The sequence below is a fragment of the Candidatus Saccharimonadaceae bacterium ML1 genome (assembly GCA_030253535.1).
Taxonomy (GTDB): Bacteria; Patescibacteriota; Saccharimonadia; order Saccharimonadales; family Saccharimonadaceae; genus Saccharimonas; species Saccharimonas epibionticum.
In genome coordinates this window covers 233,228-259,215 of sequence record CP124550.1, presented here as the reverse complement: position 1 = coordinate 259,215, position 25,988 = coordinate 233,228, and the positions used below count along the sequence as shown (strand labels likewise).

At 49.5% G+C, this 25,988-nt stretch carries 31 protein-coding genes; all 31 read right to left on the bottom strand.

Annotated elements, in window-relative coordinates; genetic code table 11:
* Positions 1-12 precede the first annotated feature (12 nt).
* Entirely contained in the window at positions 13-1,761 is a 1,749-nt protein-coding gene (locus SEML1_RS01370) for a peptidoglycan D,D-transpeptidase FtsI family protein (RefSeq protein ID WP_376754269.1), read from the bottom strand.
* Positions 1,762-1,765: 4 nt separating this feature from the next.
* Entirely contained in the window at positions 1,766-2,116 is a 351-nt protein-coding gene (locus tag SEML1_RS01365; protein ID WP_376754268.1) for a hypothetical protein, read from the bottom strand.
* Positions 2,117-2,356: 240 nt separating this feature from the next.
* Positions 2,357-3,247, bottom strand: coding sequence for a 16S rRNA (cytosine(1402)-N(4))-methyltransferase RsmH (rsmH, locus tag SEML1_RS01360; RefSeq protein WP_376754267.1), 891 nt, complete (start codon positions 3,245-3,247; stop codon positions 2,357-2,359).
* A gap of 325 nt (positions 3,248-3,572) precedes the next feature.
* On the bottom strand, positions 3,573-3,752 hold the full coding sequence (locus tag SEML1_RS01355; protein ID WP_146425423.1) for a hypothetical protein: 180 nt from the start codon (positions 3,750-3,752) through the stop codon (positions 3,573-3,575).
* Positions 3,753-3,969: 217 nt separating this feature from the next.
* Positions 3,970-4,971: a gluconeogenesis factor YvcK family protein gene (locus tag SEML1_RS01350; RefSeq protein ID WP_376754266.1), complete on the bottom strand. Its 1,002-nt coding sequence runs from the start codon at positions 4,969-4,971 to the stop codon at positions 3,970-3,972.
* A complete protein-coding gene (locus SEML1_RS01345) occupies positions 4,958-6,235 on the bottom strand; it encodes a glycoside hydrolase family 1 protein (protein ID WP_376754265.1) in 1,278 nt (425 codons plus the stop codon). The genes SEML1_RS01350 and SEML1_RS01345 overlap by 14 nt, the downstream gene beginning before the upstream one ends.
* Positions 6,236-6,298: 63 nt before the next feature.
* Entirely contained in the window at positions 6,299-7,312 is a 1,014-nt protein-coding gene (locus SEML1_RS01340; RefSeq protein WP_376754264.1) for a Kiwa anti-phage protein KwaB-like domain-containing protein, read from the bottom strand.
* Between the two features lie 100 nt (positions 7,313-7,412).
* Positions 7,413-8,942 (bottom strand): ATP-dependent DNA helicase, encoded by a 1,530-nt coding sequence (locus tag SEML1_RS01335; RefSeq protein WP_376754263.1) that lies wholly within the window; start codon positions 8,940-8,942, stop codon positions 7,413-7,415.
* A 33-nt stretch (positions 8,943-8,975) separates the two neighbouring features.
* A complete protein-coding gene (locus tag SEML1_RS01330; RefSeq protein ID WP_376754262.1) occupies positions 8,976-9,356 on the bottom strand; it encodes a hypothetical protein in 381 nt (126 codons plus the stop codon).
* A gap of 187 nt (positions 9,357-9,543) precedes the next feature.
* Complete coding sequence (locus tag SEML1_RS01325) at positions 9,544-9,963, bottom strand: ribonuclease H family protein (RefSeq protein WP_376754261.1); 420 nt, start codon at positions 9,961-9,963, stop codon at positions 9,544-9,546.
* Between the two features lie 16 nt (positions 9,964-9,979).
* Positions 9,980-10,561: a hypothetical protein gene (locus tag SEML1_RS01320; RefSeq protein WP_376754260.1), complete on the bottom strand. Its 582-nt coding sequence runs from the start codon at positions 10,559-10,561 to the stop codon at positions 9,980-9,982.
* A 256-nt stretch (positions 10,562-10,817) separates the two neighbouring features.
* The gene (locus tag SEML1_RS01315; RefSeq protein ID WP_376754259.1) at positions 10,818-11,759 is read right to left on the bottom strand and encodes a PHP domain-containing protein; all 942 of its coding nucleotides are present in this window, start codon (positions 11,757-11,759) and stop codon (positions 10,818-10,820) included.
* Positions 11,744-12,685: a hypothetical protein gene (locus SEML1_RS01310; protein WP_376754258.1), complete on the bottom strand. Its 942-nt coding sequence runs from the start codon at positions 12,683-12,685 to the stop codon at positions 11,744-11,746. The genes SEML1_RS01315 and SEML1_RS01310 overlap by 16 nt, the downstream gene beginning before the upstream one ends.
* Positions 12,686-12,884: 199 nt before the next feature.
* A complete protein-coding gene (locus SEML1_RS01305; RefSeq protein WP_376754257.1) occupies positions 12,885-13,313 on the bottom strand; it encodes an Hsp20/alpha crystallin family protein in 429 nt (142 codons plus the stop codon).
* 132 nt (positions 13,314-13,445) lie between these two features.
* Positions 13,446-14,201 carry a glutamine amidotransferase gene (locus SEML1_RS01300; protein ID WP_376754256.1) on the bottom strand — a complete coding sequence of 252 codons (756 nt, stop codon included), beginning with the start codon at positions 14,199-14,201 and terminating at the stop codon, positions 13,446-13,448.
* Between the two features lie 146 nt (positions 14,202-14,347).
* Entirely contained in the window at positions 14,348-15,190 is an 843-nt protein-coding gene (locus SEML1_RS01295) for a hypothetical protein (RefSeq protein ID WP_376754255.1), read from the bottom strand.
* 101 nt (positions 15,191-15,291) lie between these two features.
* On the bottom strand, positions 15,292-15,879 hold the full coding sequence (locus SEML1_RS01290) for a hypothetical protein (RefSeq protein ID WP_376754254.1): 588 nt from the start codon (positions 15,877-15,879) through the stop codon (positions 15,292-15,294).
* 199 nt (positions 15,880-16,078) lie between these two features.
* A complete protein-coding gene (locus tag SEML1_RS01285) occupies positions 16,079-16,894 on the bottom strand; it encodes a hypothetical protein (protein WP_376754253.1) in 816 nt (271 codons plus the stop codon).
* Positions 16,895-16,909: 15 nt separating this feature from the next.
* Positions 16,910-17,233 (bottom strand): hypothetical protein, encoded by a 324-nt coding sequence (locus tag SEML1_RS01280; protein WP_376754252.1) that lies wholly within the window; start codon positions 17,231-17,233, stop codon positions 16,910-16,912.
* A 5-nt stretch (positions 17,234-17,238) separates the two neighbouring features.
* Positions 17,239-17,526 carry a hypothetical protein gene (locus tag SEML1_RS01275; RefSeq protein WP_376754251.1) on the bottom strand — a complete coding sequence of 96 codons (288 nt, stop codon included), beginning with the start codon at positions 17,524-17,526 and terminating at the stop codon, positions 17,239-17,241.
* A 17-nt stretch (positions 17,527-17,543) separates the two neighbouring features.
* Entirely contained in the window at positions 17,544-17,825 is a 282-nt protein-coding gene (locus tag SEML1_RS01270) for a hypothetical protein (RefSeq protein WP_376754250.1), read from the bottom strand.
* A gap of 55 nt (positions 17,826-17,880) precedes the next feature.
* Positions 17,881-18,981, bottom strand: coding sequence for a hypothetical protein (locus SEML1_RS01265; RefSeq protein ID WP_376754249.1), 1,101 nt, complete (start codon positions 18,979-18,981; stop codon positions 17,881-17,883).
* Between the two features lie 258 nt (positions 18,982-19,239).
* Positions 19,240-20,592 (bottom strand): glycine--tRNA ligase, encoded by a 1,353-nt coding sequence (locus SEML1_RS01260; RefSeq protein WP_376754248.1) that lies wholly within the window; start codon positions 20,590-20,592, stop codon positions 19,240-19,242.
* 35 nt (positions 20,593-20,627) lie between these two features.
* On the bottom strand, positions 20,628-21,302 hold the full coding sequence (gene recO / locus SEML1_RS01255) for a DNA repair protein RecO (RefSeq protein WP_376754247.1): 675 nt from the start codon (positions 21,300-21,302) through the stop codon (positions 20,628-20,630).
* Positions 21,299-21,664, bottom strand: a complete 366-nt coding sequence (locus SEML1_RS01250) for a response regulator (RefSeq protein WP_376754246.1) — start codon at positions 21,662-21,664, stop codon at positions 21,299-21,301. Before SEML1_RS01250 ends, recO begins: the two co-directional genes overlap by 4 nt.
* Positions 21,661-22,368: a sensor histidine kinase gene (locus SEML1_RS01245; protein WP_376754245.1), complete on the bottom strand. Its 708-nt coding sequence runs from the start codon at positions 22,366-22,368 to the stop codon at positions 21,661-21,663. Before SEML1_RS01245 ends, SEML1_RS01250 begins: the two co-directional genes overlap by 4 nt.
* Before the next feature lie 55 nt (positions 22,369-22,423).
* Positions 22,424-23,086, bottom strand: coding sequence for a hypothetical protein (locus SEML1_RS01240; protein ID WP_146424820.1), 663 nt, complete (start codon positions 23,084-23,086; stop codon positions 22,424-22,426).
* Between the two features lie 24 nt (positions 23,087-23,110).
* On the bottom strand, positions 23,111-23,662 hold the full coding sequence (locus SEML1_RS01235) for a class I SAM-dependent methyltransferase (protein ID WP_376754244.1): 552 nt from the start codon (positions 23,660-23,662) through the stop codon (positions 23,111-23,113).
* Positions 23,631-23,837 carry an exodeoxyribonuclease VII small subunit gene (gene xseB / locus SEML1_RS01230; protein ID WP_376754243.1) on the bottom strand — a complete coding sequence of 69 codons (207 nt, stop codon included), beginning with the start codon at positions 23,835-23,837 and terminating at the stop codon, positions 23,631-23,633. The genes SEML1_RS01235 and xseB overlap by 32 nt, the downstream gene beginning before the upstream one ends.
* Positions 23,818-24,936, bottom strand: coding sequence for an exodeoxyribonuclease VII large subunit (gene xseA / locus SEML1_RS01225; protein ID WP_376754242.1), 1,119 nt, complete (start codon positions 24,934-24,936; stop codon positions 23,818-23,820). Before xseA ends, xseB begins: the two co-directional genes overlap by 20 nt.
* Positions 24,887-25,963 (bottom strand): lysylphosphatidylglycerol synthase transmembrane domain-containing protein, encoded by a 1,077-nt coding sequence (locus SEML1_RS01220; RefSeq protein WP_376754241.1) that lies wholly within the window; start codon positions 25,961-25,963, stop codon positions 24,887-24,889. Before SEML1_RS01220 ends, xseA begins: the two co-directional genes overlap by 50 nt.
* Positions 25,964-25,988 lie beyond the last annotated feature (25 nt).

The following is a 25,988-nucleotide window of genomic DNA, read 5'->3' as shown; positions in this document are numbered from 1 at the left end:
AGTATACCCCGTCTAGCCCTGCGGCGTTAACATTAAATAATTGAGCATCCAATTTGATATGTCGTTGAAAATCGGCTTCGCGTCGCTACCGCCGCCCATGTCTTTGCCATTGGCGGCGATTTCAACCATGATAACGTAACGTGGAGTTTGTCCCTTCTCGCCGCCATAGCCCAAATACGTTCCAATCGTCTGATTGCTGGCATATTTGCCGTTCACAATTGTTTCAGACGTGCCGGTCTTGCCGCCCACAAGATAGCGCTCCGAACCGTCTTTCGGATTGTACGTTGCATAATGCGATTGGTGAACCATCTCACGCACCGTCGTTGATGTTGCTTCAGTAATGACGCGTGCTTGAGCTTTTGTGCCTGCTGGCGCGAAAACGCCATCGTTGCTAATCGTACCGTTAATGATCGTCGGCGCAAAATACGTTCCACCATTTACCACTGCGCAAAAGCCGCTCGCCACTTGCAGCATCGTCGCGTCCATACCCTGCCCGAACACCATGTTGCTATAGCGCACCGCATTGCCCTCTTGCTGCAGCGGCGAAATAATCGTGCCTTTCGCTTCATTCGCAAGCTCAATACCGGTCAACTCGCCCAGCTTAAACTTATCATGAAAATATTCGTAGATCGTATCGCGTGCCGCACGCGTAATATACGTACCATTACCTAAACGCTGCGCGATCGTCACCATACCAGTGTTAAGCGACCAATTTAGCGCTGTCTGCATCGTAATAGTTCCTGTCACTGCCGCATTCTTTGTTGCATTGTTAATAGTAATGTCTTCGACCTTAATCTTACCGGTGTTATCGTATGTGCTATCAGGTGTAATCGCGCCGCGGTCAATACCTGTCGCAACCGTAAAAGTCTTGATATCAGAACCAGGCTCATATGGATTTGAAATTGTACTATTATTAAAGACTGCCACGTCCTTCACATTTAAATTAGAAGGATCGTACGTCGGCACATTCGCCATCGCGAGCACTTTGCCCGTTTGCGGGTCCATCACGATCGCACTCGCCCGCGTCGCACCGCTTCGCTTTACACCCGCCGCAAGGGCTTCTTCAACTTTTGATTGCACATTGCGATCAATTGTCAGCACCATATTTTTGCCATTTACCGCTGGTTTTTTAATATTTTTATCGGTCACAGTCAGCGGTACGTCGCGTACATCGGTCACAGTTTTTAGCTCGCCGTCTTTACCGGCAAGCGTTTCATCGTTTGCCTGCTCAAAACCGTACTTCCCCCGCCCTTCGCCATTCACGAAACCGAGTACTTGACTCGCAAGCGCTCCTTCCGGGTAGACACGCTGCGTTGATGCGTCAAATCCGACGCCGGCAAGCTTCTCGTCTTTGATTTTCTGCGCCTGCACGCGGTTAACTTTCGTCGCAATCACTTGATAGCGCGTATTTTTTGCATCTAAATATTGACGAAAGTCTTTGCGCACATTGCCGCCCGCCACACGGTTCATCACATCGATTACTTTCTGCTTGTCTGTCACGAGTGTCGGATCAACCCAAACCGTATACACCGTCGTATTCATCACGAGTTTCGCCGGCGCATTGCCGTCCATCGCGTAGATTTCCCCGCGCGCCGCGCGGAGCGTAAATTTTTTGATATGCTCTTTATCTGCCAGCTGAACGTAATAATTATGCTGCAGTACCTGCACACGAAAAAGCTGCGCCACCATTACCAGCAGTGCTACAAGCGTCAAAACACCCAACACGCCAATCCGCGCATCGCCTCGACTACCTATATTCATACACTTATTTGCTCACGTATTGCGTATCGGCTGGCGATGTCATTGCTTGCGCGACACTGCTCCCCTTCACCGACTGAAGCGCTGTCAAGCGAGCATTTTCGACCGCTAAATCATTCTTTTGCTCAGTTAACGACGAAATTTTATCAGACATAGTATTCGCCGCGTAATCATAGCTCGATACGCGTGTCGCCTGTGTTAAGTATATCAGACCTAAAATCGTAATCATCAAAGCAACGATCACTGTATGCGACACGGGACCAAGCTTGACAGCCGATGCAAAAGCAACTGTATTGCGATTACGCCCATAATTACCTTGGCGCCGGCTATTAAATTGTACTGTTCGATGATATGGCATGGTGGTGGAATTATTTCATGTTTATGTTAATACTATAGCAACACGGTATCGGTTGTGCTTCTGTTCGTTTCATTGTATAGCCCTCTCGGCAGCTTAAGCACCCCTTTTTTTCGGGGGCGCTTAAGCGTGTGAAAGTGCAAAAACTATACCTTGCGGCGCACAACAACGCTGCGCACAGCTTCGTTCTTGTCTTGGACTTGGATGTGACGCGTCATGGTTACATCCCCCTTTCTGTTTGTGTTATATTTTCACAGCGGCGCGCAGCTTAGCGCTACGCGAACGCGGATTGTGAACATCGTTAATTGCACCGCTAACGGGACGCTTCGTAATAATACGAAGGTTTGCCTCGTAGCCGGCGGCAGCCTGTTCAGCGAAATACCGCTTCACGATTCGATCCTCAAGGCTGTGAAAACTAATCACCCCCACTCTTCCGCCGCATGTAAGCAACGCCGGAAGCAATGGCATGACCGTTTGAATTTGCCCGAGTTCGTCGTTAATAGCGATTCGAATCGCCTGAAAGACTCGAGTGGCGGGATGCGTACGCCGATACGGCCCACGATACGCCTGCTCTACCGCGCGAGCAAGATCCGTCGTTGTTTCAAGCGGCCGCGCCGCCGCGATACTACGCGCATATCGCATAGCAGCGCGCGGAGACTCCTCGCCGAAATCACGAATGATCTGCGCGATTCGCTCCACCGTCCACGTGTTGACAACGTTGGCAGCAGTTAACGATTGGCGTCGATCCATTCGCATATCCAGCGGTCCGCTTTTTGCGAACGAGAATCCTCGCTCAGCTCGGTCGAGCTGTGGTGACGACACCCCCAAATCAAGTAGAATCATATCAAATTGCCTACCCTGTTCAATCAGCTGGCGCGCAGCCGACACGAAATCGGTATGCAAAAGCTGAGCTCCTTTCGCTAGAAACTCGCTTAAATTCGTATGAGCAAACTCATCCCGGTCGACCAGTACGGTGCCGGAATACTGCTGCGTTCGCGCTAATACCGCCCGCGCATGCCCGCCGTAGCCCGCAGTTAGGTCAAGGTAGGTCTCGCCTAAACGGGGTGTGAGCAACGCGATAACGTCATCAAGCAGAACTGGAACATGAAGTGGTGGATGTTCTTTAATACTCATTTTCTCCATCATACCACTCTCGGCGACGATAGAGAAACTCGAGATCACCAAACCAGTAGCGAGCTGTTTGTTTTCGCATAGGTAGTGTTTGTTTTTGTAAAAGTCGGGCAACGCTTAGTATAGGAGAATTGTCAAACAACTCATAGTCCTTAAGAAGCGGTGCCTTTTGAGAGACTTGTGTGTGAGGTGGAGTTTTTGGGAGGTGTTTTAGAGTAAGGTGCATTCGACTATTTTTATATTGTGGGTCGATAATCCACGTGCTCACTACCAGATTGTTGATCTCGAGGATGCCGACAAATTGTAAAGGTGCATCAAACAGACGCCGCTATACGCCAAGCGCAAGCGATACGCGTGAAACCCGGGTCTGAGGAACACGAATCACAGCGCCAACTACCGAATCTACCGACTGGCTCACCATGGTTTGCGTCATAATTCCCCTGCTTTCTTTCTGTATTGTTACTTTGTGGTGTTTGTTTTTACCGTGTATCGGTAATGCTTTTGCCACTGGTTTCATGATACACCGGCCTATAGGTATTTCGCAAGCCTCTTTTTTGACTTTTTGAAACAACGTGGTTATGTTTTCCACAAAACTGTGGAAAAATCAAGATAATAACAGAGGTATTTTTACAAATTATCAATGATGTAGCGTAGCATTTTTTGCTACATTTTGCTGCTTACGTATTATCAAGCAGCGCGAAAGCCGCCCAGCCTTTCCTAAAAAATTACGCAAAGTACAGGCGCATCAGCTGCCGCGCTACCGCGTCTGAATCATGCCGGATGAAACTGCGCGCCGATGCGATCGGGTCGCTCGCCTGCGCCCCTGTCCACGCTTGTTTCGCAAGAATCGGTACGCCGCGAAATTCGTAATGCTGCCGGCGCAGCTCGTTGAGATCGTACTTCACGACCAATTCCCCGCCGTGCGCATATTTTTCCATCAATTCCGGCGACGGTTCGTCATTATTAAACACGACATAGTCTAAGAACTCGCCGCCCGCCAAGCGTTCAATTTCGCTCGCAAAATCCTTTACGGTAAATCCGTCTGTCGGGCCAGGTTTTGTCACTAAATTACACACATACACGCATTTTGCGCGCGTCTCGTGCAGCGCGCGCCGGATTCCATCAATCACCAACACCGGCGCTAAACTGCCATACAGATTTCCCGGCGCGACAACGACTAAATCCGCCCGTAAGATTGCCCGCACCGCCGCAGGATTCGCCACCGCTGTCGGCTCCAACCAAATCTTCGGCCGCTTCGCAATTTCTTGGTGCGCAATCGTGAATTGCCCTTTCACTGGACGCCCGTCTACACCCTCAACGCACAGCGTAACATCGCTTAGTGTCACTGGCTCAACGCGTCCTTCAATATTCAGCACGCGCCCCGCCAGTTCAACCGCCTCGCCAAAACTGCCTGTCATTTTTTCAAGCGCCGTCAAAAATAAATTACCAAACGCATGACCCTTCAAACTGCCTTCATCAAACCGATAATTAAAGAGGTCGCGCACTTTTGGGCTATCGCTCAGCGCCACCAAACACTGGCGTACATCGCCGGGCGGCAGCACGCCCAGCTCATCGCGCAGCTGCCCTGTCGAACCGCCATCGTCCGCCATATTAACGAGCGCTGTCACATGCTTCGCGTAGCGTTTAACGCCCTGTAGCAGCGTGAAACTGCCCGTCCCGCCGCCGATGACGACTATCTTTACGCCGGTGATTTCATCGTTTGCCATCTCGCATCTCCTTCTGCTGCTTCAAAAACCGCGCTAGCCATAGTGCACTTGGTCGCGGCATCCGCGTAAACGTTGTATAATCCACATCAAATAGTCCAAAGCGCGGCCAAAATCCCTTGTCCCATTCAAAATTATCGGTTAAACTCCAATGCAAATAACCGAGCACATCAACACCATGCTCAATTGCTTGGTTCATCGCCATAATTGACTGCGCCAACCAATGCTTGCGATATCGATCGCCCGCGTCCGCTACGCCATTCTCCGTCACAAACACTGGCTTGTGATACGTGTCATACAGCCGCTCTAACACCTGTTGCAGGTGCTGCGGCTGCATATCCCAGCCTAAATCATTCACCTCAATGTCGGGATTATGCACACGGTAGCCGTACACGCGCGCACTTTGGTAATAATTCACGCCGATGAAGTCGCAGCGCTTTACAACTTTTTTCAAGAAATAATCATCTTGCAAATACTGCATAATCCCTGCTGCGCGCACCGTCAGGACCGCATCGTCGCCCGGATAGACATACGCACTATTTTTCGCTACCGACACTTTGTAGCGCCGATTCACTTTATGCACGATGTCGGCTACACGGTTATGCGCTGCCGCAAGATTCTTAAGCACCGCACGCATGCGCCGCCGATTTTGCACTTGCGGAGGCCAGCTGCCGCGCAGGTAGCTCTCATGCGCATACACGCACGGTTCGTTCACTGTGATAATATAGCGCACCCGCGATCCTAATTCCTGCAAAATATGCTCGGCAAACTCGACAAAATATTTTACATTGGCGCGTTTCTCAAACCCACCGATCTCTGCAAACCATACCGGCAATGTAAAGTGGAACAGCGTCACAATCGGCTCAATGCCGCGTTGTTTACATGCCGCGAGCACTGCCTTGTAATGCTCAACCGCCGCTGCGTTCCACGCGCCCTTTTCAGGTTGAATTCGCGACCATTCAATGCTCAAACGAAACGCATTCATATTCATCTTGCGCGCTAAATCTAAATCCTGCTCATACAATTCGTAATGATTTGTCGCCTTGCCAGAAATATAATTATCGGGCGATTTTGCCGCCGGTTTTACCGCATTCCAATTATCTAAATCGCCGTATTGGTACGGTGCTTGCGTTGCCAGCGATTTCGCATTCTCCTGCTCCCAAACCGTCCAGTTATTATGCAGTCCGCCTTCAATTTGGTGCGCTGACGTTGCGACGCCCCACAAAAACCGTTTCGGAAATTTTAGCTTTAATCTCCGCTCGCTCATGAGCTCTATTATACCAGAGCTAAGCAATGCGCCCGCTGCCACGCATAAGCAACATAGTAAGCGCTACAGTTCAGCCGGCGCTCCCAGATCGGCTGGCGCGGCATCTTTTAGTTCTTTTTTGCCTTTAAGCTCGTACCGAATACCGGTCATATCGCTCGTCACATAATCGTCGTTGAGCAAATTCACGAATTTCGCCGCGTCTTTCGCATCCATAATGATAATTTCGCCCGTGTTTTCGTCCGTCATCAATTCTAGGCCCATTTCGTCCGCTTGTTTAATCACTTGATCCTGCGTCACTAGTCCAACATTGACTTTTTGGAGCTTACCCACCAGCGACTTTGTGTCGCGCACCAGCGCGTCAAACGTCATACCTTCAGGGAACTTCAGCTTAAAGTTTTGCTCGATTTCGGCGATTTTTTCTTCTGCTACCGCAAATTGTTTAGCGTCGTACCCAAATAACCGGATGAATTTCGACTCGCTAAATGCAAAAATGTCATTACCGGCGATTAGAACCTGATTATCCGGCGTAATCCTTAAGCCCGCATCAGCACTAAACGGCTGAAATGAATCGCCGTTATACATCCATGCCGTTGCGCCTTTCAGCACCTGCGATTGCGGCAGTATCTTCGCCACAAAAAACGGCTCCGCGCCTGAACGGCTAAACCGCGCCACAATCCCTTTTACTTTCTTGAACTCGTGGTCGCCTTCGCGGAACACTTCCAAACTTTCCTCGCCGTAGCGAATCTGCTCGATTACCTCTTGCGCGTGATCAACTTTATCAAGCGTCGTGCGCTCCAGCACGTTCTCTTCGGCAGCCGCCGCTTCAAAATCGCGCACGTGCATGCCTGTCGCTGCCCCTGTCTGCACTTGGCTGATCATATCGTACAAGAATAATACTTTCAGCTGCGCCTTTAATTCCTTGGCATAATTCGTGGCATACACCGTATAGCCTTTTGTAAACAAAAATAGGTCAACCTCAAGCGCCTCTTTGTGTGCATCCGCCTGGTTTGCCCACAAAAAAATATCAGTTGACTCTTGCATCTCGTTTTCAGTCGTGTTAGTTGGTTCTGTATTCATGGCTTTATTGTAGCAGAAAAAAGGCTCATCTTATTCATACTAAAATTTAATAAAAGTCAATATTAACGCGAAAAACACTTATACAAAGGCTTTACGCCCATTACTGCACCGCGTCTTCCCCAAAATGTTTCTGCAACCGCATTTTGATTGAACCTTCGTGGCGGCCGAGCTGTGTACTCAAGTGCTTGATCGACTCGCCGTTAATGAATCCAAGTTTTAGTGCTTCGTCGTCCTGCGGCTGCCACGGTTTGTACGCATTCGGGTGGATCTCGCGCATTTTAGCGATTTTTTCAGACCAGCTGCTGGATTTCTTTTTGCTCGGGTTTTTTAGCGGTTTAGCGGCACGCTCCTCAGCTTTTCTTTGCAAGTATTGAAATCGTTCGCGATCGTTTGCCGCACGCATTTTCAACCGCTCGTCAATCGTATACGCTTCGTCGCTCATCTGGAGTGCCGTACGGTTTATACCCGTCAAGTACAAATTATCAATATCGCGCACGCGGCTGAGTGCTACATAGCCCATGCCCGGTACAAAGGCTTTGCGTAAGTCAATGCGCGCTGCATCAAGCGTCATACCCTGGCTCTTGTGTACCGTAATCGCCCACGCCAAGCGCAACGGAATCTGGCTGATACTTGCCCGCTTTTTGTCGCCATCGCGCAATTCCCACGTATCCGGCTGCATTACTACCGTTCTGCCGTTACGGAATTGCACTACTGGATAATCTGTTGCCGGCTCAAAATCAACTACCATACCGATACTGCCGTTTGCATAACGTTTACTCTGATCGTTCTTAACCGCCATAACAAGCGCGCCAAGCTTGAGTACTAATTCCACCGGCGCAAGCACGCTGCGTTGCAAATTTTCAACGTAGTTTGCGCTGCCGGTGGTATGCTGCGTATATTGCACTTCGTCGCCTGCTAACTCTGCTAGTCTTCGCCCATTGATTTGATCAACGTCAACATTCATCGTATGAAGCTCTGTCAAGTCAGCGTCCGTTGGCGGCTCGTATCCGGTGCGCTCTAGCAGCTTCTCGGCGTGATGACGACGCAGGTTATTTGCCCGTAGACTCGTCAAAATATCAAGGAGCGCATCACCCTCGCGCTGGCGGAATTGCTCATCCAAATACAAAATCACCGGATTCAGCTCGCGCCACGCATCCGAATGCACCACAAAACCGCCCTCGCGGCTGCCTGCCCGATTCACTGGCGGCAGCTGGAAAAAGTCACCCGACATCACCACCTGAATACCGCCAAACGGTACGTCCGGCGCCTTACGCACCAGACGGCATACTTCATCAACCATATCCAAGCGGTAGTCGTGCAGCATACTAATCTCATCAATGATCAAAATATCTGTTTTTTCGATAATTTCGCGCCGTCCCTTCGCAATATGATCGACAAATTGATCTGGCAGATAATCCAGTACGCCTATCCCCGCCCAAGCGTGAATCGTCGTGCCGCCCAGGTGTGTCGCCGCTAGCCCAGTCGTTGCCGTCACGCTCACATACTTTCCCTCATCTTTACTCGCACGAATAAATTGATTCAGCACAAACGTCTTGCCCGTCCCTGCCGGTCCAGTTAGCAATGCACTTTCGCCACTTAGTAATATTTCGAGTGCAAGAGATTGTTTCACTCTTTTTAGTATAGACTACTTGGGAGTGTAAGCCTACTGACTGATTTCTACGGGATATTTTTCGTTCGCCTCTTCAATGTCATCAGGCGACACCACAATAACTTCATCATCCATCAGCTTTTGCATCGGCACGTCAAGAGTCACAAAAGCCGCTACGCTACCGAGGCACTTTAACACCGCTTGATCTGCATGATTAATTTCTTGGCGTTCATCTTCATATCCAATACCGATAATGGTCTCGCCATACCCAGGATTTCCCTGGCTGTCCTGCGGATCACCCCAAGAGCGTACAGCAATCTCATCACAAGCTAACTCTGACGAAGTATCAAATGTGCCCGATGTGCTAATTTCATCTATTTCATCAATGGCTTCTTTTAGCAGCTCACCATGCCCAGACGAATCACCCACTATCATATTCACTTCTTTCAAGACGTCCCCTTCCGATACTTTGACATCGTAAACCACAGAGGTGCGAAATGCATCAGGGTCCGACTCCTCATTGAAGCATGAACGCACTGTAACAAACACTGGTGTCTCTGAATTCATGTTTTTTATTATATCATAACTGTAAATTAAAGTCAATATTGCTTCCTACCGCCGCTTATAGCCGCACGCCCTCGCGCGCTTTATTTGCCCACTCGTCTGCCTGCTCGTTTTGTTCGTGTCCGACATGTCCGCGCACCCACACAAGCTTTGGTCGTGTCGTACAGTATAATTTGTACGCCTGCTGCACGAGTTCAAGGTTTTTAATTTCGCCGCCTTTTTTGCGCCAACCTTTTTCCTCCCAGCCTGGCGCCCATTTCGTTAATACATTGATCCAAAACTCGCTATCGGTATGAATTTCGCACGGTTCCCCTGCCGCTAGCCGCATCGCCGCTACAAGCGCAAATCCCTCCATGCGAATATTCGTCGTTTCGCCGTCCTCCGAGCCAAGTGCTACTGGCTTGCCGTTTTCTATTACCGCAAACCCGCCCGGTCCCGGGTTTGGGCTAGCGCTGCCATCAGTATAAAAAATTCTCATTACTTTATCGTACCACTTAAATGTCTCGCGGCGGCAATGATTTTCGCAATGCATCCGGCACATACCAGCTTGCACCGCCGCTCGTTTTCAGGTCGTAGTTAATCATATATTCTTGGCGGAAATAGTCGCCCGTCCCTGTAATTTTTAAGTCAATATACGCTTTAGTGTATGCGCGGTCGCGCGGCGTTTGTCCGTGGTACACACGGATTTCGTGCGATTCGCCAGCGCGCAAAAATCGATCCGGATCGGTGCTTTGCTTCAACAAATCAACCTTGGTAATTTCAATGTCGTACGGCGAGCGATTATGTAGCGTAATCCATAGCTCTAAATTTGCAAGATTATTCGACGTATGCGGCTCAACGCGATCGACAGTGAGTGTCGGCAGCACTTTCGTACCCGATACGGTTCGATAGGCGTTTGGCTCCGTGCGCTGGTCGCCGCCATGCCGCCCTTCTTCTCTTTCATCGCCCGCCACATTATCCGGCTGCAGCGACATATCGCTGTTTTTCGCTTCCTCCCAATCACGCACCTGCTTCGGCAAACCGGCGTCATCATACGCCGGATCTGTACCAAATATGAAATTTCGCAACCAACCCATATCATCCTCCTTTTCTCTATTCTAGTATACCGCATTACACCTACGCTATATATAGCGTGCCCATATCTAGTGTTTATGGTTTAGTGGAAAAATTGCGCACAACCCAGCACCAACACTAGACTAGTGTTAATTTGCAAAAAACGTACCATAAAAAATAGCCCCGCACCGCTTTCACCCTTTCCAGAGAGCAAGCACGAAACAAATAGCCTAAGGTAGCCTCGTTCTGCAGATTCGTAGTAATAATTCCCAAATCCGGCTACTCGGCAGTCGTAGCGCGAGAAGCGGTAAGCAGATTCAAGTTATCTACCATCTCCTGCCTCGAGCGCACTGCCTCATCCGCCATACCCAGGCTCGGCATATTTCCCCAAAGTTCGTGATTGTCACTATGATAATCCGAGCCGCCAGTGACCAGCAGATCGTTTTCTTTCGCAAATTGCGTAAATTCTCGGATCATATCAAATCGCTGATCGCCGTTTTCTTTATCATACTGTATATTGACCGCTTCAACCGCGTCAAATTTATTGCGCAAGATTAACTGTTTCATATTCTCAAATGAAAAGCCCTTCATGACATTAAAACTCGGATGCGCGCACGACGAAATCCCGCCAGCCTGATGGATTATATCAATCGCCTCATGAGTTAGTAATGGTTTCGCTTTTGGCACAAATGCCGGGCAGCCTTTGATCAACCACTTCTCAATAAATTCACCTTGCAGCGGCATGTTTCCGTGCGCTTTAATCAGCCGGCACCGATTCACTTCATTTGCCAAAACATCGCGCGCGATGTGCGCCTTGGTGATAATCTCACCGGACGCCACCAACTCGTCTAACCGCAAAACAAAACCGCAGCTCGCCAATTTTTCTGCAATCTGCCCCATCAGCTTGATTCGATCGGCGCGCAGTTGTGCACATTCCTCCCTCAGTACCTTGTTTTCCAGATCAATCCCCAAACCTAACGCATGAATTTTCTGTCCGCTTTCTTCATCAATTGTCGAGAACTCAATCCCTGGAATCAGCTCAATTTCTAGCTCTTTCGCTAGCAAGAATAGCTCTTTATCATAGCCATCAACCGTGTCGTGATCAGTGATAGCAATAGTTTTTATACCTCGCTTTTTCGCTAAGCGCAGCAATTCGGCCGGAGCATAATCGCCGTCCGAACAATTTGTGTGGGTGTGTAGGTCTATCAGATCTGCTGCCATGAACTTAACTTCTCTCTCAGCGCCTCCATCGTTGGTTCATGTTGCAAAAGTTGACGAGCACGATAGCTTCGCTTCATTACAATATCAACCAATTGATCAACGCTATAACATCTCGTCAGTCTTGAGCGAGCCTCATCAATCGCATCTAATATTTCAGTATCTGTCACTCTTGAGTAAGGCGTCATGCTAAACACAAAATCAAACCAAAAATCAATACTTTTATTATTTTTCCATTCTGCATGCATCGACCATATGGTCGAATGAGTAAGTTTGCCGTCGCCTATATCAGCGCAAGCCTGTATAAAATCATTCTTATCTATAACATGTAGATCTATTGGTAAATAACTTGCCGGTTTACGCCCCTCTACCCACGCATCAAGCACCCCTTCAATCCGCGTTAAACTCTCATTGGTATTGAAATCAGACTGCGTAAACCCTTTGTCTTGGGCGACCGACCAAATAGCGTCACGCGTTTTCTTGTCATTCTCATCACAGATCACGAAAGTATCCATATCCGGCATGACTTTCATGATAGTACGAGGCTTCAGTGGGGTTATGTTACAGTCGACGCATTGCGACGGAGTAAAATCAGCTCCTAACTGACAACTCGGACATGGCCATAAAGCCCTAACAGCCATCTCTCTGCGTATCAAATTCGATAATTCGCCAGTGTAGCGTGTAAATTCCGGTTGATCCTTAATAACTTGATGGTCCTTTCCTGATGAATGGTACGGGAAACCTGTTCCATAACCGCCACAGAAACCATCAACATCTCTTCTTATCTCCCTTAGGGCGCATGTTGCCATATTTCTTATTCCTTCGCCTGAAGGATCAATGGCACCATTTAGATAATCTGCATTCTTTTGATTAACACGTAAAATTGCAGCCAAATCATACTCTGTCTCTGGGAAAAATGCACGTCTCACTCGCATATTATATCATAAAGCATGTAAAAGTCTATGTTTATAAGCTATCCTCTTTCATAGATTCTGGCAGATGAATTTGGTTTCAGCGGCGTCACGGCCGCCTAACTTTCAGCACAATGGATATACTTGGCTGCGATGAACTTCAAAAGCGACCGCCAACCAAAATAGTCGGCAGCCGCAGAAGTTCTTGCTAGACTAGTTATTTCTTCTTTGCCTTCACTGCGATTTTCTTTGGCTCAGGAGCGGGCGTTACCGGCACGACGACTTTCAGAACGCCGTCTTCCAGATGTGCTTCAATTGCATCCGTATCAGCACGCTCTGGCAGCTGTACGCTACGATAAAAACTACTGCTTGATTCGCGTACGACGTACTTCTTACCTTTATCTTCTTCTTTTTCATGGCGCTGCGCCTGAACTACCAGGTTGCCATGTTCAATTGAGATATCGACGTCTTTATCTTCAAACTTCGGCAAATGCGCCTCAACCACAAGATTACTGCCGTCCATATAGACGTCGGTTGTCGGCACGGCAACACTGCGCATTTGGCGCGGCCAAACGTCATTGTCAAAGAAATGGCGCTGCAACGCATCCATTTCAGCGAATGGATCAAATTTGACAAGTTTACTCATACTAATCCTCCTTTGGTTAGCGCGATATTGATACCGCTTATCTTTAGTGTACGCCCGTTCATGTTTAAGCGTCAAGAGTATTAGGCGTCTACATTTTTCGCGCTATTGGAAACTTAGCCTCCATTGTAATGACTACTTATACCGTTTGATAAACTGCTGCAATATTTTAACCGGCTCGGTAACATGTTCGCAGCGAACAACATCAATAAGGGCCTGCGCCTCGCTTGGTGCAAAATAGCCAGCATGCTTATATATATTAATGCGCAGTGCAAGCCCATCAGCATCAAGTTCCGGATGAAACTGCGTCGCATACACGTTACGACCAACCCGCAGCATCTGCACGCAAGTACTTGACCGCGCCAACACCACGCAACGAGACGGCGGTTCTACGACGCCTTCTTTATGTCCAACAAAGCCGCGAAATTCTGCCGGCATACCTGCTAGCAATGGGTCATTCTTCGCCTCCGGAGTTAGCCTAATATCAACCGCGCCGACCGCTTCACTATAGTCAAAGCTCGTTCGCCCGCCCAACGCTGTTACAAGTGCACCGACGCCAAGACATGCACCTAGAAACGGTGTATCGGTAGCGACAATCCGCTGTATCAGCGGCAAAATATACGCCTCAAACTCGCGCTGCTCAGGCGATTTCTGCGCATCATCATACGCAAAGTTTGCCGCCCCGCCGCCCATCAGCACACCAGCGTAATCATCTAAAGCAACCTGTGGCTGCATACCCATATCCAACCGTAAGCGCGTCAACTCTGCCGGCTTCAAGCCGCCAAATTTCAAAAATGCTTGATATTCATCATCCGACGCTTCGTCTTCCGAGCGCGATTGAAGTAAGAGAAAAGGCTTTTTAGAGTGCATCCCGATTCTATCCTTGTCCACTTAATTACTATTCTCTAGAACATATACTATAATAGCACCTATTTAGCCGATCCTGCAGCAAACACCACTCTACTCCCATATGCTTGATCCTGCCAGTATCAAGATTACCGGCATGAGTAAGCTGATGCCTCACAGTTCAAGAGCTGCTATCCTGGACAGCGCGGAGCTTCCCCTTGATAGGTATCATCAAAATATACATTCACCGCGCGCTGATACGTAGCACGCAGCGTCTTCAAGTAATCCCGATATAGAGCAACGTCATCGCTGTAGCGGAAAGCGGCGGCACACTGGTCGCAGATGGCTGAAATTTCACGCCAATTCACCACCTCGTCATTAGCTAGTAGATCTGCCACGAGTGATACCGCCGTACAAACATCGCGCAGCACCGCCAGGTCGTTCTTATATGCGCGCAGTACGCCGATTGTATTCAGAATAATAAAATATTTCAGACAAGCGCGATAAGCGTCAGCAAGATGTGCGGCGGGATGTTCAAGCGGTGCGTCAAGCATATCAGCATACAGTAGAATTTTCTGCCACATCAAGCGCGTCGTACGGATAGCGAGCGCCTCGTCCGCGGCCTCGTATATCATATAGAGCACCGGGTAATCGCGTAGCGTCATCCAGCGTTGTTGATAAAGCGGATACTCTAGCACATCAGCCTCATCAAATGCCTCATGCTCGTCTGCTAAAAGTGTATCAATCCCATCTTTCGCGATCATTTTGACTGATTTCTTGCAATGCGCTATCGCCTGCTCATACGTCATTTGTGCACTTTCAGGTTGCTGCTTGCTATCGCGGTAGTCCGATGCGTCGTACTCGCGGAAAACGCCGCGCCATTTAGCAAGCGTATCGCCGCATACGCACATCAGCAAAAACGCAAGCTGCGCGAAGTAATATGCCACTTCGCTGTTGTCACTATCACGATACCGGTAGAGCGCATATTTCAAATAGCGCTTAATGGTTTGCGGCGCGGAACTTTTTACAGCCATGCTTATAGTATACTCGGAAACGCATTCATTCGCAGTAGTTACTCTCATGCTGGTAGCTGCGTTCTATTTTCCTCTCGCATTTTCGCTGAATTTTTTATATATTACGAAGATAAAAATTTATGAATAAGCGGCATAAGCGCCGTTTGATAAGTAATGAGAACACTCTCATCAAGCGGCACCGGCTTACGTTGTTGGCGCAGCGATTCAAGCCGATGCCGACAAATTGCACGCACATCCGCCCAATCAATAGCTGGCGCAACTCGTATACCGCTGACAATACTATCTATAAACCGTGCCAAATATGCAAACATTTGGATGTTATTCTGATATTGAATTATTGCTGAAATTATATCACGCGCAAGAATAGCTTGATACGTATATTGAAAGTTGTTTTGCCCTATGTCTTGCCGAACGCGCTGCGCCCTCTTTGTATGCTTTGCGATATATGCTTCGCACCGGCCAAGCATGTTTTCATCAAAACAAGTTCCTGATCCGGACTGTAGCGAGACATATCGCTGTTCGCACACAGAATGAATATTATCCCATTCGACAACGCTCGCGTCATTCAACCAGCGCGCAAGCGAAAAAGCAAAATCAGCTAAATATTCAAGCGCTTGAGCGTCGCTATGATACGCGCGCGCTGCATGGATGATATCCTGCGCTAAAGTGGCTTGCCATTGAGTGTCCATACAGTCACTACAATTTCGCAATTAAGTCCTTCATTTCTTGCCACATTCTTTCACCATTGCCACTATTCCGAGAGCCTTTCACGCCTCTTTCATGAATTGATTATATCATGCGAGAAATTTCAATAAATGCTCATAATTTATCAAAAATATACCAAAGTGAAAGAGCCCCACGCTACTCTTGGCTAACGCGGGGCAAAGCTCACCCCTCTCTATTGTGTCTGTGTTGCAACGCCCGCAAACGCGGCAGGTATGAACACAATAAGCGCCAGTCTTCCGTTCGTTCGACACTAATGTCAAGACGACCAGCTATCTTAAGGATATCCTCAAAAAGCCACTCGTCACCGGTTGCCTTGAGCTCAGCATCAGTACGCGGTGCAATAAGGCCGATCAGCTCACTCGCTATCAGTTCGCCAGGCTTCGTTGGCACTCCATGTGTCTGAGTGTAGTCGCTACGCTCGCAGAGCTCCTCTATAGGCGTATTTACAGCTTTCGCAACCACACACGTAACCTTCGCTAAAAAATCCGTAAAACGAGCATTGGTCTTTGTAACGACTGTTCGGAGTTCATCGGTAAGCTCTTTGGCATATTGACGCTTTTCTGCTGTCGGCACATCGTCGTCAAAATACCAATCCATGCATTCTACTAAATCGAATCCGCCGTTGAACGTTGCAGAATCCTGTGAAAGTAACGGGTAAACCGCTTTGGCGACATGTACCATGTCATGGCAATTCCTAGTTTCGGCAGCAATACACCAAATTATTTCTGCTAAATCAAGGCATGCGCTACGCGTTTTTACATCAAACACACAAGGAGGAAGCGCTTTCGTATTAGTGGGAATAATCGTCAAAGAATATGCCTCGTCATCAGTAATCAGACACGTATCTGAGGGTATGTCGGCAAAATTATTCTGCAATAAATAGCTAATCGGTCGTAAATCGTTATTATGTTGCGCTAAGTCCGCTACCTTTTGGCATGCGTACTTTTTGAGCTGGTTTATTACTACATCTTTATTCATTTGCAGTATAACGAATTATCGCTCCCTATATAGAGTAAAGTAGCCTGTTATATTCGGCACATATTGGGCATGTTCTTTATTCTTGACACCAAACTCTATAGAAACCTCGCCATTAAGAGATATCACTTCATGAGTGAGCCCGTCATCAAGAAATGTATCGCCAGGAAAGTCTTCAAAAACAAGCACATATTCACGACCCTTTGCGTCTTCAAAATAATGCACCCAAGCATCAAGTCCAATTCGACCATGATCTTTCCAGCGAATTGTCGCTGCATCAAGCTTATGATAGTTTGGCAAGATTACGTGTTCATAAAATTGTTCAATAACTTTGCGATCCATACTACCTACAATTTATCAATCAAATCTAGTAATCTTTTCCAGGATTCTCGTTTTGCATGATACCGATCTACATCAGCTGCAGCTTCTATTATCTCCGAAAGTAATGGGTACTGCTTCTTATTGATCCAATTTTGCATCTCAAGCGGGTATCCTAGCATGTCTGAGATAACCGCAGACTCACCAATGTCCGACAAGAAAAGGTCAATGCCATCAGCTCTAATTATATCCGCATACTGCCGGCAGTGCTCGACTACTTGCTCGTAAGTCATCTGCGGGTAACTCTTTTTACTCATAGCAAGACATTATTACATCAAGATACACCAGTTTGCGGCAGTTGAAGCTGTGTGAACTTATCTTGTATCTGTTTTACTATTTCGCCAGCACGTTTCAAATCGTCAGTAACTTCCAGATCCGCGCCCAATTCGGCAATCTCATTCAACAGCGGGTAACGCGCTTGAAATTTCTCTTCCCAGTCATCACGCACGATTGTTGCGCCAACGATATAGCCACCCAGTACACGCAAAGGTTCTTTTTCTTTATTTTTAAGTATATTCCCTATGCGTTGCACGATAGCCGCAAGCTCACTGTCCATAATAAAATTATACCATGAGAAAAGCCCCGCTTACGCAGGGCTACCACTCCCTTTCTTAGTGGTTTTTGTTCCAATTCTGGAAGATGATGGAACCGTCAATCTCGCTGATACCCAGGTGAAGGTGTTCGTTCGGATTTGCTGCGCGATCAATGATGATAACATCGGTGATGACAGTGTCCGTACGCACATCGTAACCAGACTTGACTTTCACAGTCACTGTTCCATCGTGATATTGCACACTACGCGGACCCATAGCTATTCTGTCCATATTAATCAGCTTGAGCGCAGTTTGAGTCAAACGAGATTCAAGCGCAGGATCATGCTGAAAGTTCTGCGACCCATGCGGATCGTTCGGGTTGCGGAGATACGTCACTCGACCGTTGCGATCGATAACGTAGTGACCATGCCCAGGTCCGTTTGACTTACCAACTCCACCGAAGTAGATGTTGGTATTACCATTTGAATCCCTGGAGACCCACAAGTCGTCGAGATACTGAGATGGCACACCAGCCCTCTCGGCGATAGCACGCTTGTCCTCGCGACGACGGTTGCGCTCGGCGCGGACCTTATCGAGACATGCCTTGAATGCCTGACGCGCCGCGTCAAACTCGCGCTTAGCGCGCTGGAACTCGTCCTTTGCGCGCTCGTGCTCGGCTTTTGCCTGATCAAACCGCTGCTTCGCAGCAGTAAAATCGGCTTTCGCTCGCTGAAAGTCTGCTTTCGGACCCGCGTGGCGATCACGCGCGGCACGAATCTCAGCAACCAGACGGCGCCGCTCTTCAACGCAGCGCCGAGCCTCCGCCTTAAAGGCATGCCCGTCGTCCGCATGACTGCGCGCAGCAGCGCCATCACGGCGATCATACGCCATAGACGCGTTGTCGAACGCACGGCGCATATTCTGATACGCCGACTCTTGCTGGCTATTCAGCTGGTCAATTCGCGGGCCATTTGCCCGCTTAACCCGCTGATAATCCCGCCACGAAGCCTCTTGCACTTCGTGAGCGCACTGCTTCACTTCAAACGCGCGATTCATCTCGTCGCGCGCCGAAGACCTGCGCTGCCATGCCGCCTGCATAGTTTCGTATGCACGCTGCTTGCGCTGGAATGCAAGATCTTGAGCCGCCTTCAGGCGGTCAAGCTCGGTGTCCCGAGCCATACACATTCACCTCATTCTCTAAAGGAGCGATATCGCATCAATTGATGCGATTATTTCAGTTTTATCACAAAACGAAATGTATAGCAAGACTTTTTATTGTAATTCTTTTTTGCCCGCACGCGCCCGCAACCAACCAGAAATATCCGCTATTCCCAGATGATCGGCAACAACGCCGCAGGTAACCGCTGTCGCTTTCAAGAAAATACCTGAGTACAATTCCTCGCTAAATACAACTTGAGTCTGCGTACAAACAGTGCCTTACAGCTCCTCAATCTTCACCCGTCGCTGCTCGGTTGTGTCCCGTTCACGTACGGTGACGGTGTCATCGTCTAGGGTTTGGAAGTCGATAACCACGCAGTGCGGCGTGCCGATTTCATCCTGGCGGCGGTAGCGCTTGCCGATATTACCATTATCGTCCCACATGACGCGTCCATATTTTGCCTTGAGCGTACGGTAGACCTGGCGGGCTTTTTCGACTAGCTCAGGTTTATTTTTGAGCAGCGGCGAAACGCAGAACCGCACTGGCGCTAAATGCTCAGGCAGCGCCAGGTAGACGCGCTTGCCGCCGTTGATTTCGTCCTCGCGATACGCTTCACTCAGCACCGCCATCAATGCCCGCTCCACACCGAAGCTCGGCTCGATGACGTGCGGCACAAATTTCGTGTTCGTACCCTTCACCGTATACTCCATACTCTTGCCGCTGACGCGTTGGATGTTGCCGAGGTCAAAATCAGTGCGGTAAGCGATGCCCATCAGCTCCTCGCAGCCGATTGGAAAATCGTACTCAATGTCGATGGTTTTTTTACTGTAGTGCGCCCGATCTTCGGCTGGTACGTCCAGCTCATGGATATGCTCGCGGCTCAAACCAAGCTTACCGAGAAACTCGTGCGTTGCTGCCAGCAATTCGTCAAACGCCTCTTGCCAGCGCTCTGGATCAACAAAATATTCAATCTCCATCTGCTCAAACTCGCGGCTGCGGAAAATGAAGTCGCGCGGCGCAATTTCATTACGAAATGCCTTGCCCTGCTGAGCGATACCAAACGGCAAATTTGGATAAAAAGCATCAACGACATTTTTAAAATTGGTGAAGATGCCTTGAGCAGTTTCAGGGCGAAGGTAGCTGATACTGTCTTCGCTCTCCGTGGCACCAACGTAAGTCTTGAACATCATATTAAACGTCCGCGAGTTACTTAGTGGATTGCCATCCGGGCTTGTAATTCCCTTTTCGTGAATCGCCGCATCCATCTGCTCCATCGTCATGCCGTCTGAATCAACGCCATTATCTTTCAAAATATGGTCTGTCCGATAGCGCCGGTGATTCACCGTATCTTCGCACAGCGGATCAACAAACGTATCAACGTGCCCGCTCGCCTGCCACACCTTCTGATTCATCAAAATCGCCGCATCCACACCGTACATGTCGTCGCGCTCGTCAACGAAGTGCCGCCACCACAACTGCATAATATTCCGCTTCAGCGCTACACCAAGCGGGCCGTAATCCCACGTGCCGCTCAAGCCGCCATAGACATCCGAGCCCTGGTAAATAAAACCACGGCGTTTACACAAGCTTACTAAAGTTTCCATCTTCTCGTTCTTGATCTGCTTTCCCATAACTACCGTTAATTATACCATGGCTCAGCAAACAGCTACACGCCAGCGTGCTGCCGCGCTAGCAGCCAACAATCCGGCAAGATTCGCTCCACGCCGCCAATTTGCGCCACAGCCGCGAGCGGCTTGTTCGCCACTAGGCGCAAAAATTTAATATGATCAGCCGAAATATCACCCTGCACGCTCGGCCGCAGCCCGCGTTCGCTAATATCATACATATAGGTGCGCTCTGGATTGAGTGGCACGCCTGTTATGTCGCGCGAAAAACTTAAATCGTATCCCGTCAAGCTCGCGTAATGAATATAGAACCATATTTGCGTTAGCTGCAGCTGCACCGACAGCGCGTCAAGCCCTGCGAAGACCGACTGCACGACATCAAACCACTCCGGCTCATCAATATCGCGGCTCGCCCGCTCAACAGATTTAATTACCTCATAGCCAAATTGCAGCCGATCATAATCCGCCAAAACATTCCGATAAAAATGAATGAGGCGCGCTGATGTTAACGTCGCGAGATCGCCCTTCCCCTGCTGCAGTACAACATCGCTCACGCCAAACAGTTCAATGCCGCCCGCCAACTTACTTTTCTCGCGCCGAACACCGCGCGCTATCGCACTGCGCTGCCCAAGCGGCGTCAACAGCGTCAAGATCCGATCCGCTTCACCGAAGTTTGTACGCCGCAACACAATCGCCTGCGTTCGCTCCGCGCTCATACTAATACCTTTCGCACTGCCGCAACAGCCGATTGCGGTGTCATCGTCGATTTATCGAGAATCTGGCGCACTCCGTATGCCGCCGCGTCCTCCATCCGCAGTTCGCCTGTACTTGCTGTACAAATAATCACCGGGATTTGTGCTAAATCGCTATGCGACTGCAATTCTTGCAGCAGCACAAACCCATTCGGACCGGGCATAAAAATATCAAGGATAATAGCAGCAGGCGGACGTTCATCAATTGCCGCCATCGCCTCAAGCGCATGCGCCGCGATTTGCACGTCAACGTTTATGCCCCGCAGCTGTTTCGCCAACAGCTCAGCAAGCCACCGATCGTCGTCAATAATTAGTACATGTTTCATAGCAACCTCAACTGTGTCGACGTCATGATATCAACGTAAAATGTCGCGCCATCGCGATGGCGTACCGCGCCGATTGACGCCCCCATTGCGGCGGCAAATTCATGCGCCACTACCATACCAAGCCCGCTGCTTGCCGGACGGTTGTGCAGCGGCTGCGGCCGGCCTAAATTCTGCATCAATCGCCGCCATACGTTTGCCGGTACCGCCGGTCCATAGTCGCGCACGCCGAGCCGGATCACAGCACCGCGCTGGCGCTGCTGCGCCGAAATATACACCGGCGCATCACGGCTATAATGAAGCGCGTTATCGGTAAAATTAAGCAAAATCCGCCGCAATAGCTCGCGGTTCGCAAGTCCTAACAGCTGCCGCCTGTGCGGCTTCACGCCAATCGTCCGATCGTGCGCCGCATAGAGCGGCGATAATTCGTCCGCCACTTCTTCGCATAGTACGATCGGATTAAGCGGCTCGACTTTAAACAGTCCGTCGTCAAGCCGTTCAGCACGCGTTAAATCTGTTGTTAGCCGCAAGGCGCGCTCAGCCGTCAACGTAATGCGCTGCTGCAAAACCGCCCGCTCCGTATCAGTATAATCGCCTGTTTCAAGCGCTAACGACAGCTGTCGCACAAGCGCTAACGGCGCTTTCAGCTCGTGCGCTGCTGCTGCCAACGGTAACCGAAACGGTTCTCGCGTTCTACCCTCCTGCATCGTACTTCCAGTGTAGCACGCGGGTAAGCATCAGCTCTAGCGTAAGCACATTTAATTATTCGTTGAATTTCACGGTTTTGAGAAGCGCTTCGTAGTCCTCAGTGAACACGTCGCCATCGGTGCGAATCGTCAAGGTGCGGTCGCGCATTTTCAGCAAAATCGCCGTACCATAAATATCTTTCGTAAAGTTACCAACGAGCTTCACGCCCGTGCGCTTACCGTCGCTATACGCGCTTGATTTCAAATCGCCGCGCTTAACGTATGGATCGTATTGCGCCACCGATTGATCATATGTTTTCTGCTCAATTGTAATACGCAGCGCAAATTTCGACGTCTGCGTGATCGGCGGTACAAGTACTGGATTCAGGTACGCCTCATACGTCACGCCGCCGCCCTTGCTGATATCGGTCGCTTGGTATGCGCTCCAGGTTTTTGGATAGTCAAATGTAAGGCTGCCATAGTCAGACGGCCCGGCAAACTGGCGCTTCGGCTCTTTCTCCGCCGCCTCAAACTTCGCCTGCATTTCCTCGCTATTCTTCTTGACTGCTTCAGCGGTTGCGACATCAATCTTGCCATCAACATCTTTTTTCTGATCCATATACTGCAAATATGCCCACACGCTAAACGCGCCAAACCCGATTACTAAAATCACCAGCACCACGATAGCAACAATGCTACCCTTGATTGCTCCTTTTTCACTGTTTCGTCGTGTCTTCATGGTTATGATTATACGTGGTCGCGGCTATTTATGCAAAGGGTTAATGATATATAAATGATGCGCACCGACTGATTTCGCTGCCTTATAACCATTCGCCTGAAATCCATAGCTAATGAGATGCAGTGGACGACCGATTTTCGCCGCTTGCACCTCAACATACCGCACCATGCGCGACATATCGCGGTTATCGCCAAACACATATACAGCGGTCGTGTCATTCGGCAAATCAACACGCCAGAAATTTGCAAAGTGCACTGCCACGCGGGTATCGCCGCGCGACAACCACCGCGAGAGTAAAACGAGCAGCGGATGAATTTCGTAGCCGACCGCCCGCGCGCCGCACTTGCTCGCCTGGCGCAATACAGCACCATCGCCCGAACCAATATCAACTAAAACGTCACCGGCGCTTAACGGATACAATTCGCGAAACGCCCGCGCGACATCACGCCGGTGCGACGGCACGTACGGCGCTCCTGTAAACGCGCTAAACCCAACCAGGATAATAATAGCAAGAACTGCAAAGAGTAGCCACGACACGACGCGCTTATACCTCGTCGAACCGCTTTTTGATAACATTTATATCATTTTTGATGTTTTTTAGGTCGTTTTCAATTGATTTCGCCAATTCTTCTGCTTCGCGGAATTTCTTAATCGCGTCTTCAAGCGCGAACTCATCACTTTCAAACCACGCGACCAATTCGCCAAGCTGCGCCATTTTTTCTGATACCGATTTATTCGTTTGCTGCGACATGCGTCACCTCCGCTGTTATCGTTTGTTTACTCTGCTGAATCGTAATTTCGCTGCCAACACATGCTACACCGCGTACAATCGCATAGCCGCGCGCTAACACCGCTCGCGGATCGTAGGCAGCAAGCATACGACACTGTTGTTCAGTCTGATTTAACGACATGTCGATTCTCCGTTCAGCCGCCTCAAGACTGCGCGCCAGCAAACGTCTCGTTTCCTGCCGTGTTACATCAATGTTACTGTCAAACTGCGCTATAATCCTTGATACTTGATGGTGTGCCGCTGCGATATACTCGCGCTTGTCAGGCATGATAATTTGTGCCGCATTGCTCGGCGTAGCAGCGCGCACATCAGCTGCTAGATCAGCGAGCGTCGTGTCAATTTCGTGCCCCACGCCAACCAGTGTCGGAATTCGACTTGATGCAATCGCACGTACAAGCAGCTCGTCGTTAAACGCGCCTAGATCGTCGGCACTTCCGCCGCCGCGCAAAATCGCAAGCACTTCGGGCGGATGCTCCGACTCGTTAAAATAACGAATCGCCGCGATAATTTGGTCGGCTGCCGCTTCGCCTTGCACTTGCACATGTGCGACATCAACCCGCATGCCGCCCCAGCGCTCGTTTAAAATTGTGATAAAATCCGTGTAGCCAGCCGCCTGCGTGCTTGAGATCACGCCAATATGCGCCGGAATAGCCGGCAATACGCGCTTACGCTCCGGCGTAAACAGCCCCTCTTTATCAAGCTTCGCGCGCAGCAGTTCAAATCCTTTATGCAAACTGCCCTCGCCGCTCGGGTAATACGACTGCACCGTCACGCTAAATTTCCCCCACGCTGTCACTTTCGGCAAAGCACGCACAATCAACTTCATACCGTCTGCTATCGGCGTACGTAAGCCGTACACCGACATAAAGCAGCCCACGCTGCCATTCTCATCCTTCAGGTCGAAAAATACCCATTTGTTTTGATTTACCTTGAAACTCGCAACTTCACCTTCTATCTCAACAGCACTAAACGCCACCTCAAGCGACTGGTTGACAACCGCTAAAAAGTCGCTAACGCTGAATCGCGGTGTCATGCGGTTTTCCGTATTTGATAAGTGCATGCTGGTAAAATATATACCCAAACAGAATCGTTCCCGCTAGCAAAATAACGCGCGTCAGCACAATGCCTGCGATCGCCGCATCTGAGCGCACGCCCGCCATGCTTAAGAAAAAAATCATAATCAGTTCATACACACCCGCACCGCCCGGCGTAAACGCAACGACGCTCGCAAGCGATGCTACGCCGTATCCAACCATCAAGATCGCCGGATTGATCGGCGTACCCAGCGCCAAAAACGCAAGGAAGAACATGCCTGCATCAAAGAGAGTGTAGACAATGCCCCACAAAAACGGCTTTGCGAGTAACCGCGGGCGATTCCACATATCCTGAAAATCACTTTGCATTTCAGCGAAGAACTGTTCAGCATTCTCAAACTTTAATAACCGCCGCTTTCTACCAAGCGTCGCGAGCCGCACGGTACGATTTACGCAGCGTGTTATATTCGCCGCTGTTGCCCGCATACGAGGCTTCGACGAAAAAACATATACAATTCCAAATGTTAAAGCCACGACAACCAACACGAGCACGAAACTTGACGCCACAATATAGCGGTTCACATGGCCGTCAAACGCCAAGAACACCACCGATAAAACCAGTAAGCAAACCAACGCCAAAAACCCCGTTACATAGCGCACGACCTGCGCGAATGTCGAACGAGACGTGCTAACGCCTAATTTGTGCATGCGCCATGTCGCGTACGAGATACCGCTCACGCCGCCTGACGGAAAAATGTGATTGACAAGATTAAGTTCAAGCGAAATCCGTGTTTGCTCAAACCGCGACACATGGTGAATGTCGCGCTTATCGCGCAAATACGAAAAGATCATCTCGCCGCCTGAAAAATACACCACGATCTGAAACGGCACAAGCAATAATAGCAGCAGCACATCTGCCTGCCCAAATAGCTCCCAAGCTTTTTGCAACTCGTGGCGCGACGCATAGACAATTATGCCTAGAACTGCCACTGTCACAATGCTCAAGATGGCACGCGGCGACCTCATTGCCCCTACGGTTTTTTTCGACGTCATCGTTCATCATTATACCACGAGCTAT

Bases quoted from the DNA above. Each gene is read 5' to 3' on its own strand.
- SEML1_RS01290 (WP_376754254.1), bottom strand. From the start codon at position 15,879: ATGGACACTCAATGGCAAGCCACTTTAGCGCAGGATATCATCCATGCA.
- xseA (WP_376754242.1), bottom strand. From the start codon at position 24,936: ATGCACTTATCAAATACGGAAAACCGCATGACACCGCGATTCAGCGTT.
- SEML1_RS01250 (WP_376754246.1), bottom strand. From the start codon at position 21,664: ATGAAACATGTACTAATTATTGACGACGATCGGTGGCTTGCTGAGCTG.
- SEML1_RS01220 (WP_376754241.1), bottom strand. From the start codon at position 25,963: ATGACGTCGAAAAAAACCGTAGGGGCAATGAGGTCGCCGCGTGCCATC.
- SEML1_RS01365 (WP_376754268.1), bottom strand. From the start codon at position 2,116: ATGCCATATCATCGAACAGTACAATTTAATAGCCGGCGCCAAGGTAAT.
- recO (WP_376754247.1), bottom strand. From the start codon at position 21,302: ATGAGCGCGGAGCGAACGCAGGCGATTGTGTTGCGGCGTACAAACTTC.
- xseB (WP_376754243.1), bottom strand. From the start codon at position 23,837: ATGTCGCAGCAAACGAATAAATCGGTATCAGAAAAAATGGCGCAGCTT.
- SEML1_RS01345 (WP_376754265.1), bottom strand. From the start codon at position 6,235: ATGAGCGAGCGGAGATTAAAGCTAAAATTTCCGAAACGGTTTTTGTGG.
- SEML1_RS01245 (WP_376754245.1), bottom strand. From the start codon at position 22,368: ATGCAGGAGGGTAGAACGCGAGAACCGTTTCGGTTACCGTTGGCAGCA.
- SEML1_RS01320 (WP_376754260.1), bottom strand. From the start codon at position 10,561: ATGGGTTGGTTGCGAAATTTCATATTTGGTACAGATCCGGCGTATGAT.
- rsmH (WP_376754267.1), bottom strand. From the start codon at position 3,247: ATGAGTATTAAAGAACATCCACCACTTCATGTTCCAGTTCTGCTTGAT.
- SEML1_RS01235 (WP_376754244.1), bottom strand. From the start codon at position 23,662: ATGTTATCAAAAAGCGGTTCGACGAGGTATAAGCGCGTCGTGTCGTGG.
- SEML1_RS01275 (WP_376754251.1), bottom strand. From the start codon at position 17,526: ATGAGTAAAAAGAGTTACCCGCAGATGACTTACGAGCAAGTAGTCGAG.
- SEML1_RS01285 (WP_376754253.1), bottom strand. From the start codon at position 16,894: ATGAATAAAGATGTAGTAATAAACCAGCTCAAAAAGTACGCATGCCAA.
- SEML1_RS01370 (WP_376754269.1), bottom strand. From the start codon at position 1,761: ATGAATATAGGTAGTCGAGGCGATGCGCGGATTGGCGTGTTGGGTGTT.
- SEML1_RS01280 (WP_376754252.1), bottom strand. From the start codon at position 17,233: ATGGATCGCAAAGTTATTGAACAATTTTATGAACACGTAATCTTGCCA.
- SEML1_RS01270 (WP_376754250.1), bottom strand. From the start codon at position 17,825: ATGGACAGTGAGCTTGCGGCTATCGTGCAACGCATAGGGAATATACTT.
- SEML1_RS01295 (WP_376754255.1), bottom strand. From the start codon at position 15,190: ATGGCTGTAAAAAGTTCCGCGCCGCAAACCATTAAGCGCTATTTGAAA.
- SEML1_RS01315 (WP_376754259.1), bottom strand. From the start codon at position 11,759: ATGGCAGCAGATCTGATAGACCTACACACCCACACAAATTGTTCGGAC.
- SEML1_RS01340 (WP_376754264.1), bottom strand. From the start codon at position 7,312: ATGAATACAGAACCAACTAACACGACTGAAAACGAGATGCAAGAGTCA.
- SEML1_RS01350 (WP_376754266.1), bottom strand. From the start codon at position 4,971: ATGGCAAACGATGAAATCACCGGCGTAAAGATAGTCGTCATCGGCGGC.
- SEML1_RS01325 (WP_376754261.1), bottom strand. From the start codon at position 9,963: ATGAGAATTTTTTATACTGATGGCAGCGCTAGCCCAAACCCGGGACCG.
- SEML1_RS01265 (WP_376754249.1), bottom strand. From the start codon at position 18,981: ATGGCTCGGGACACCGAGCTTGACCGCCTGAAGGCGGCTCAAGATCTT.
- SEML1_RS01330 (WP_376754262.1), bottom strand. From the start codon at position 9,356: ATGATAGTGGGTGATTCGTCTGGGCATGGTGAGCTGCTAAAAGAAGCC.
- SEML1_RS01240 (WP_146424820.1), bottom strand. From the start codon at position 23,086: ATGAAGACACGACGAAACAGTGAAAAAGGAGCAATCAAGGGTAGCATT.
- SEML1_RS01260 (WP_376754248.1), bottom strand. From the start codon at position 20,592: ATGGGAAAGCAGATCAAGAACGAGAAGATGGAAACTTTAGTAAGCTTG.
- SEML1_RS01305 (WP_376754257.1), bottom strand. From the start codon at position 13,313: ATGAGTAAACTTGTCAAATTTGATCCATTCGCTGAAATGGATGCGTTG.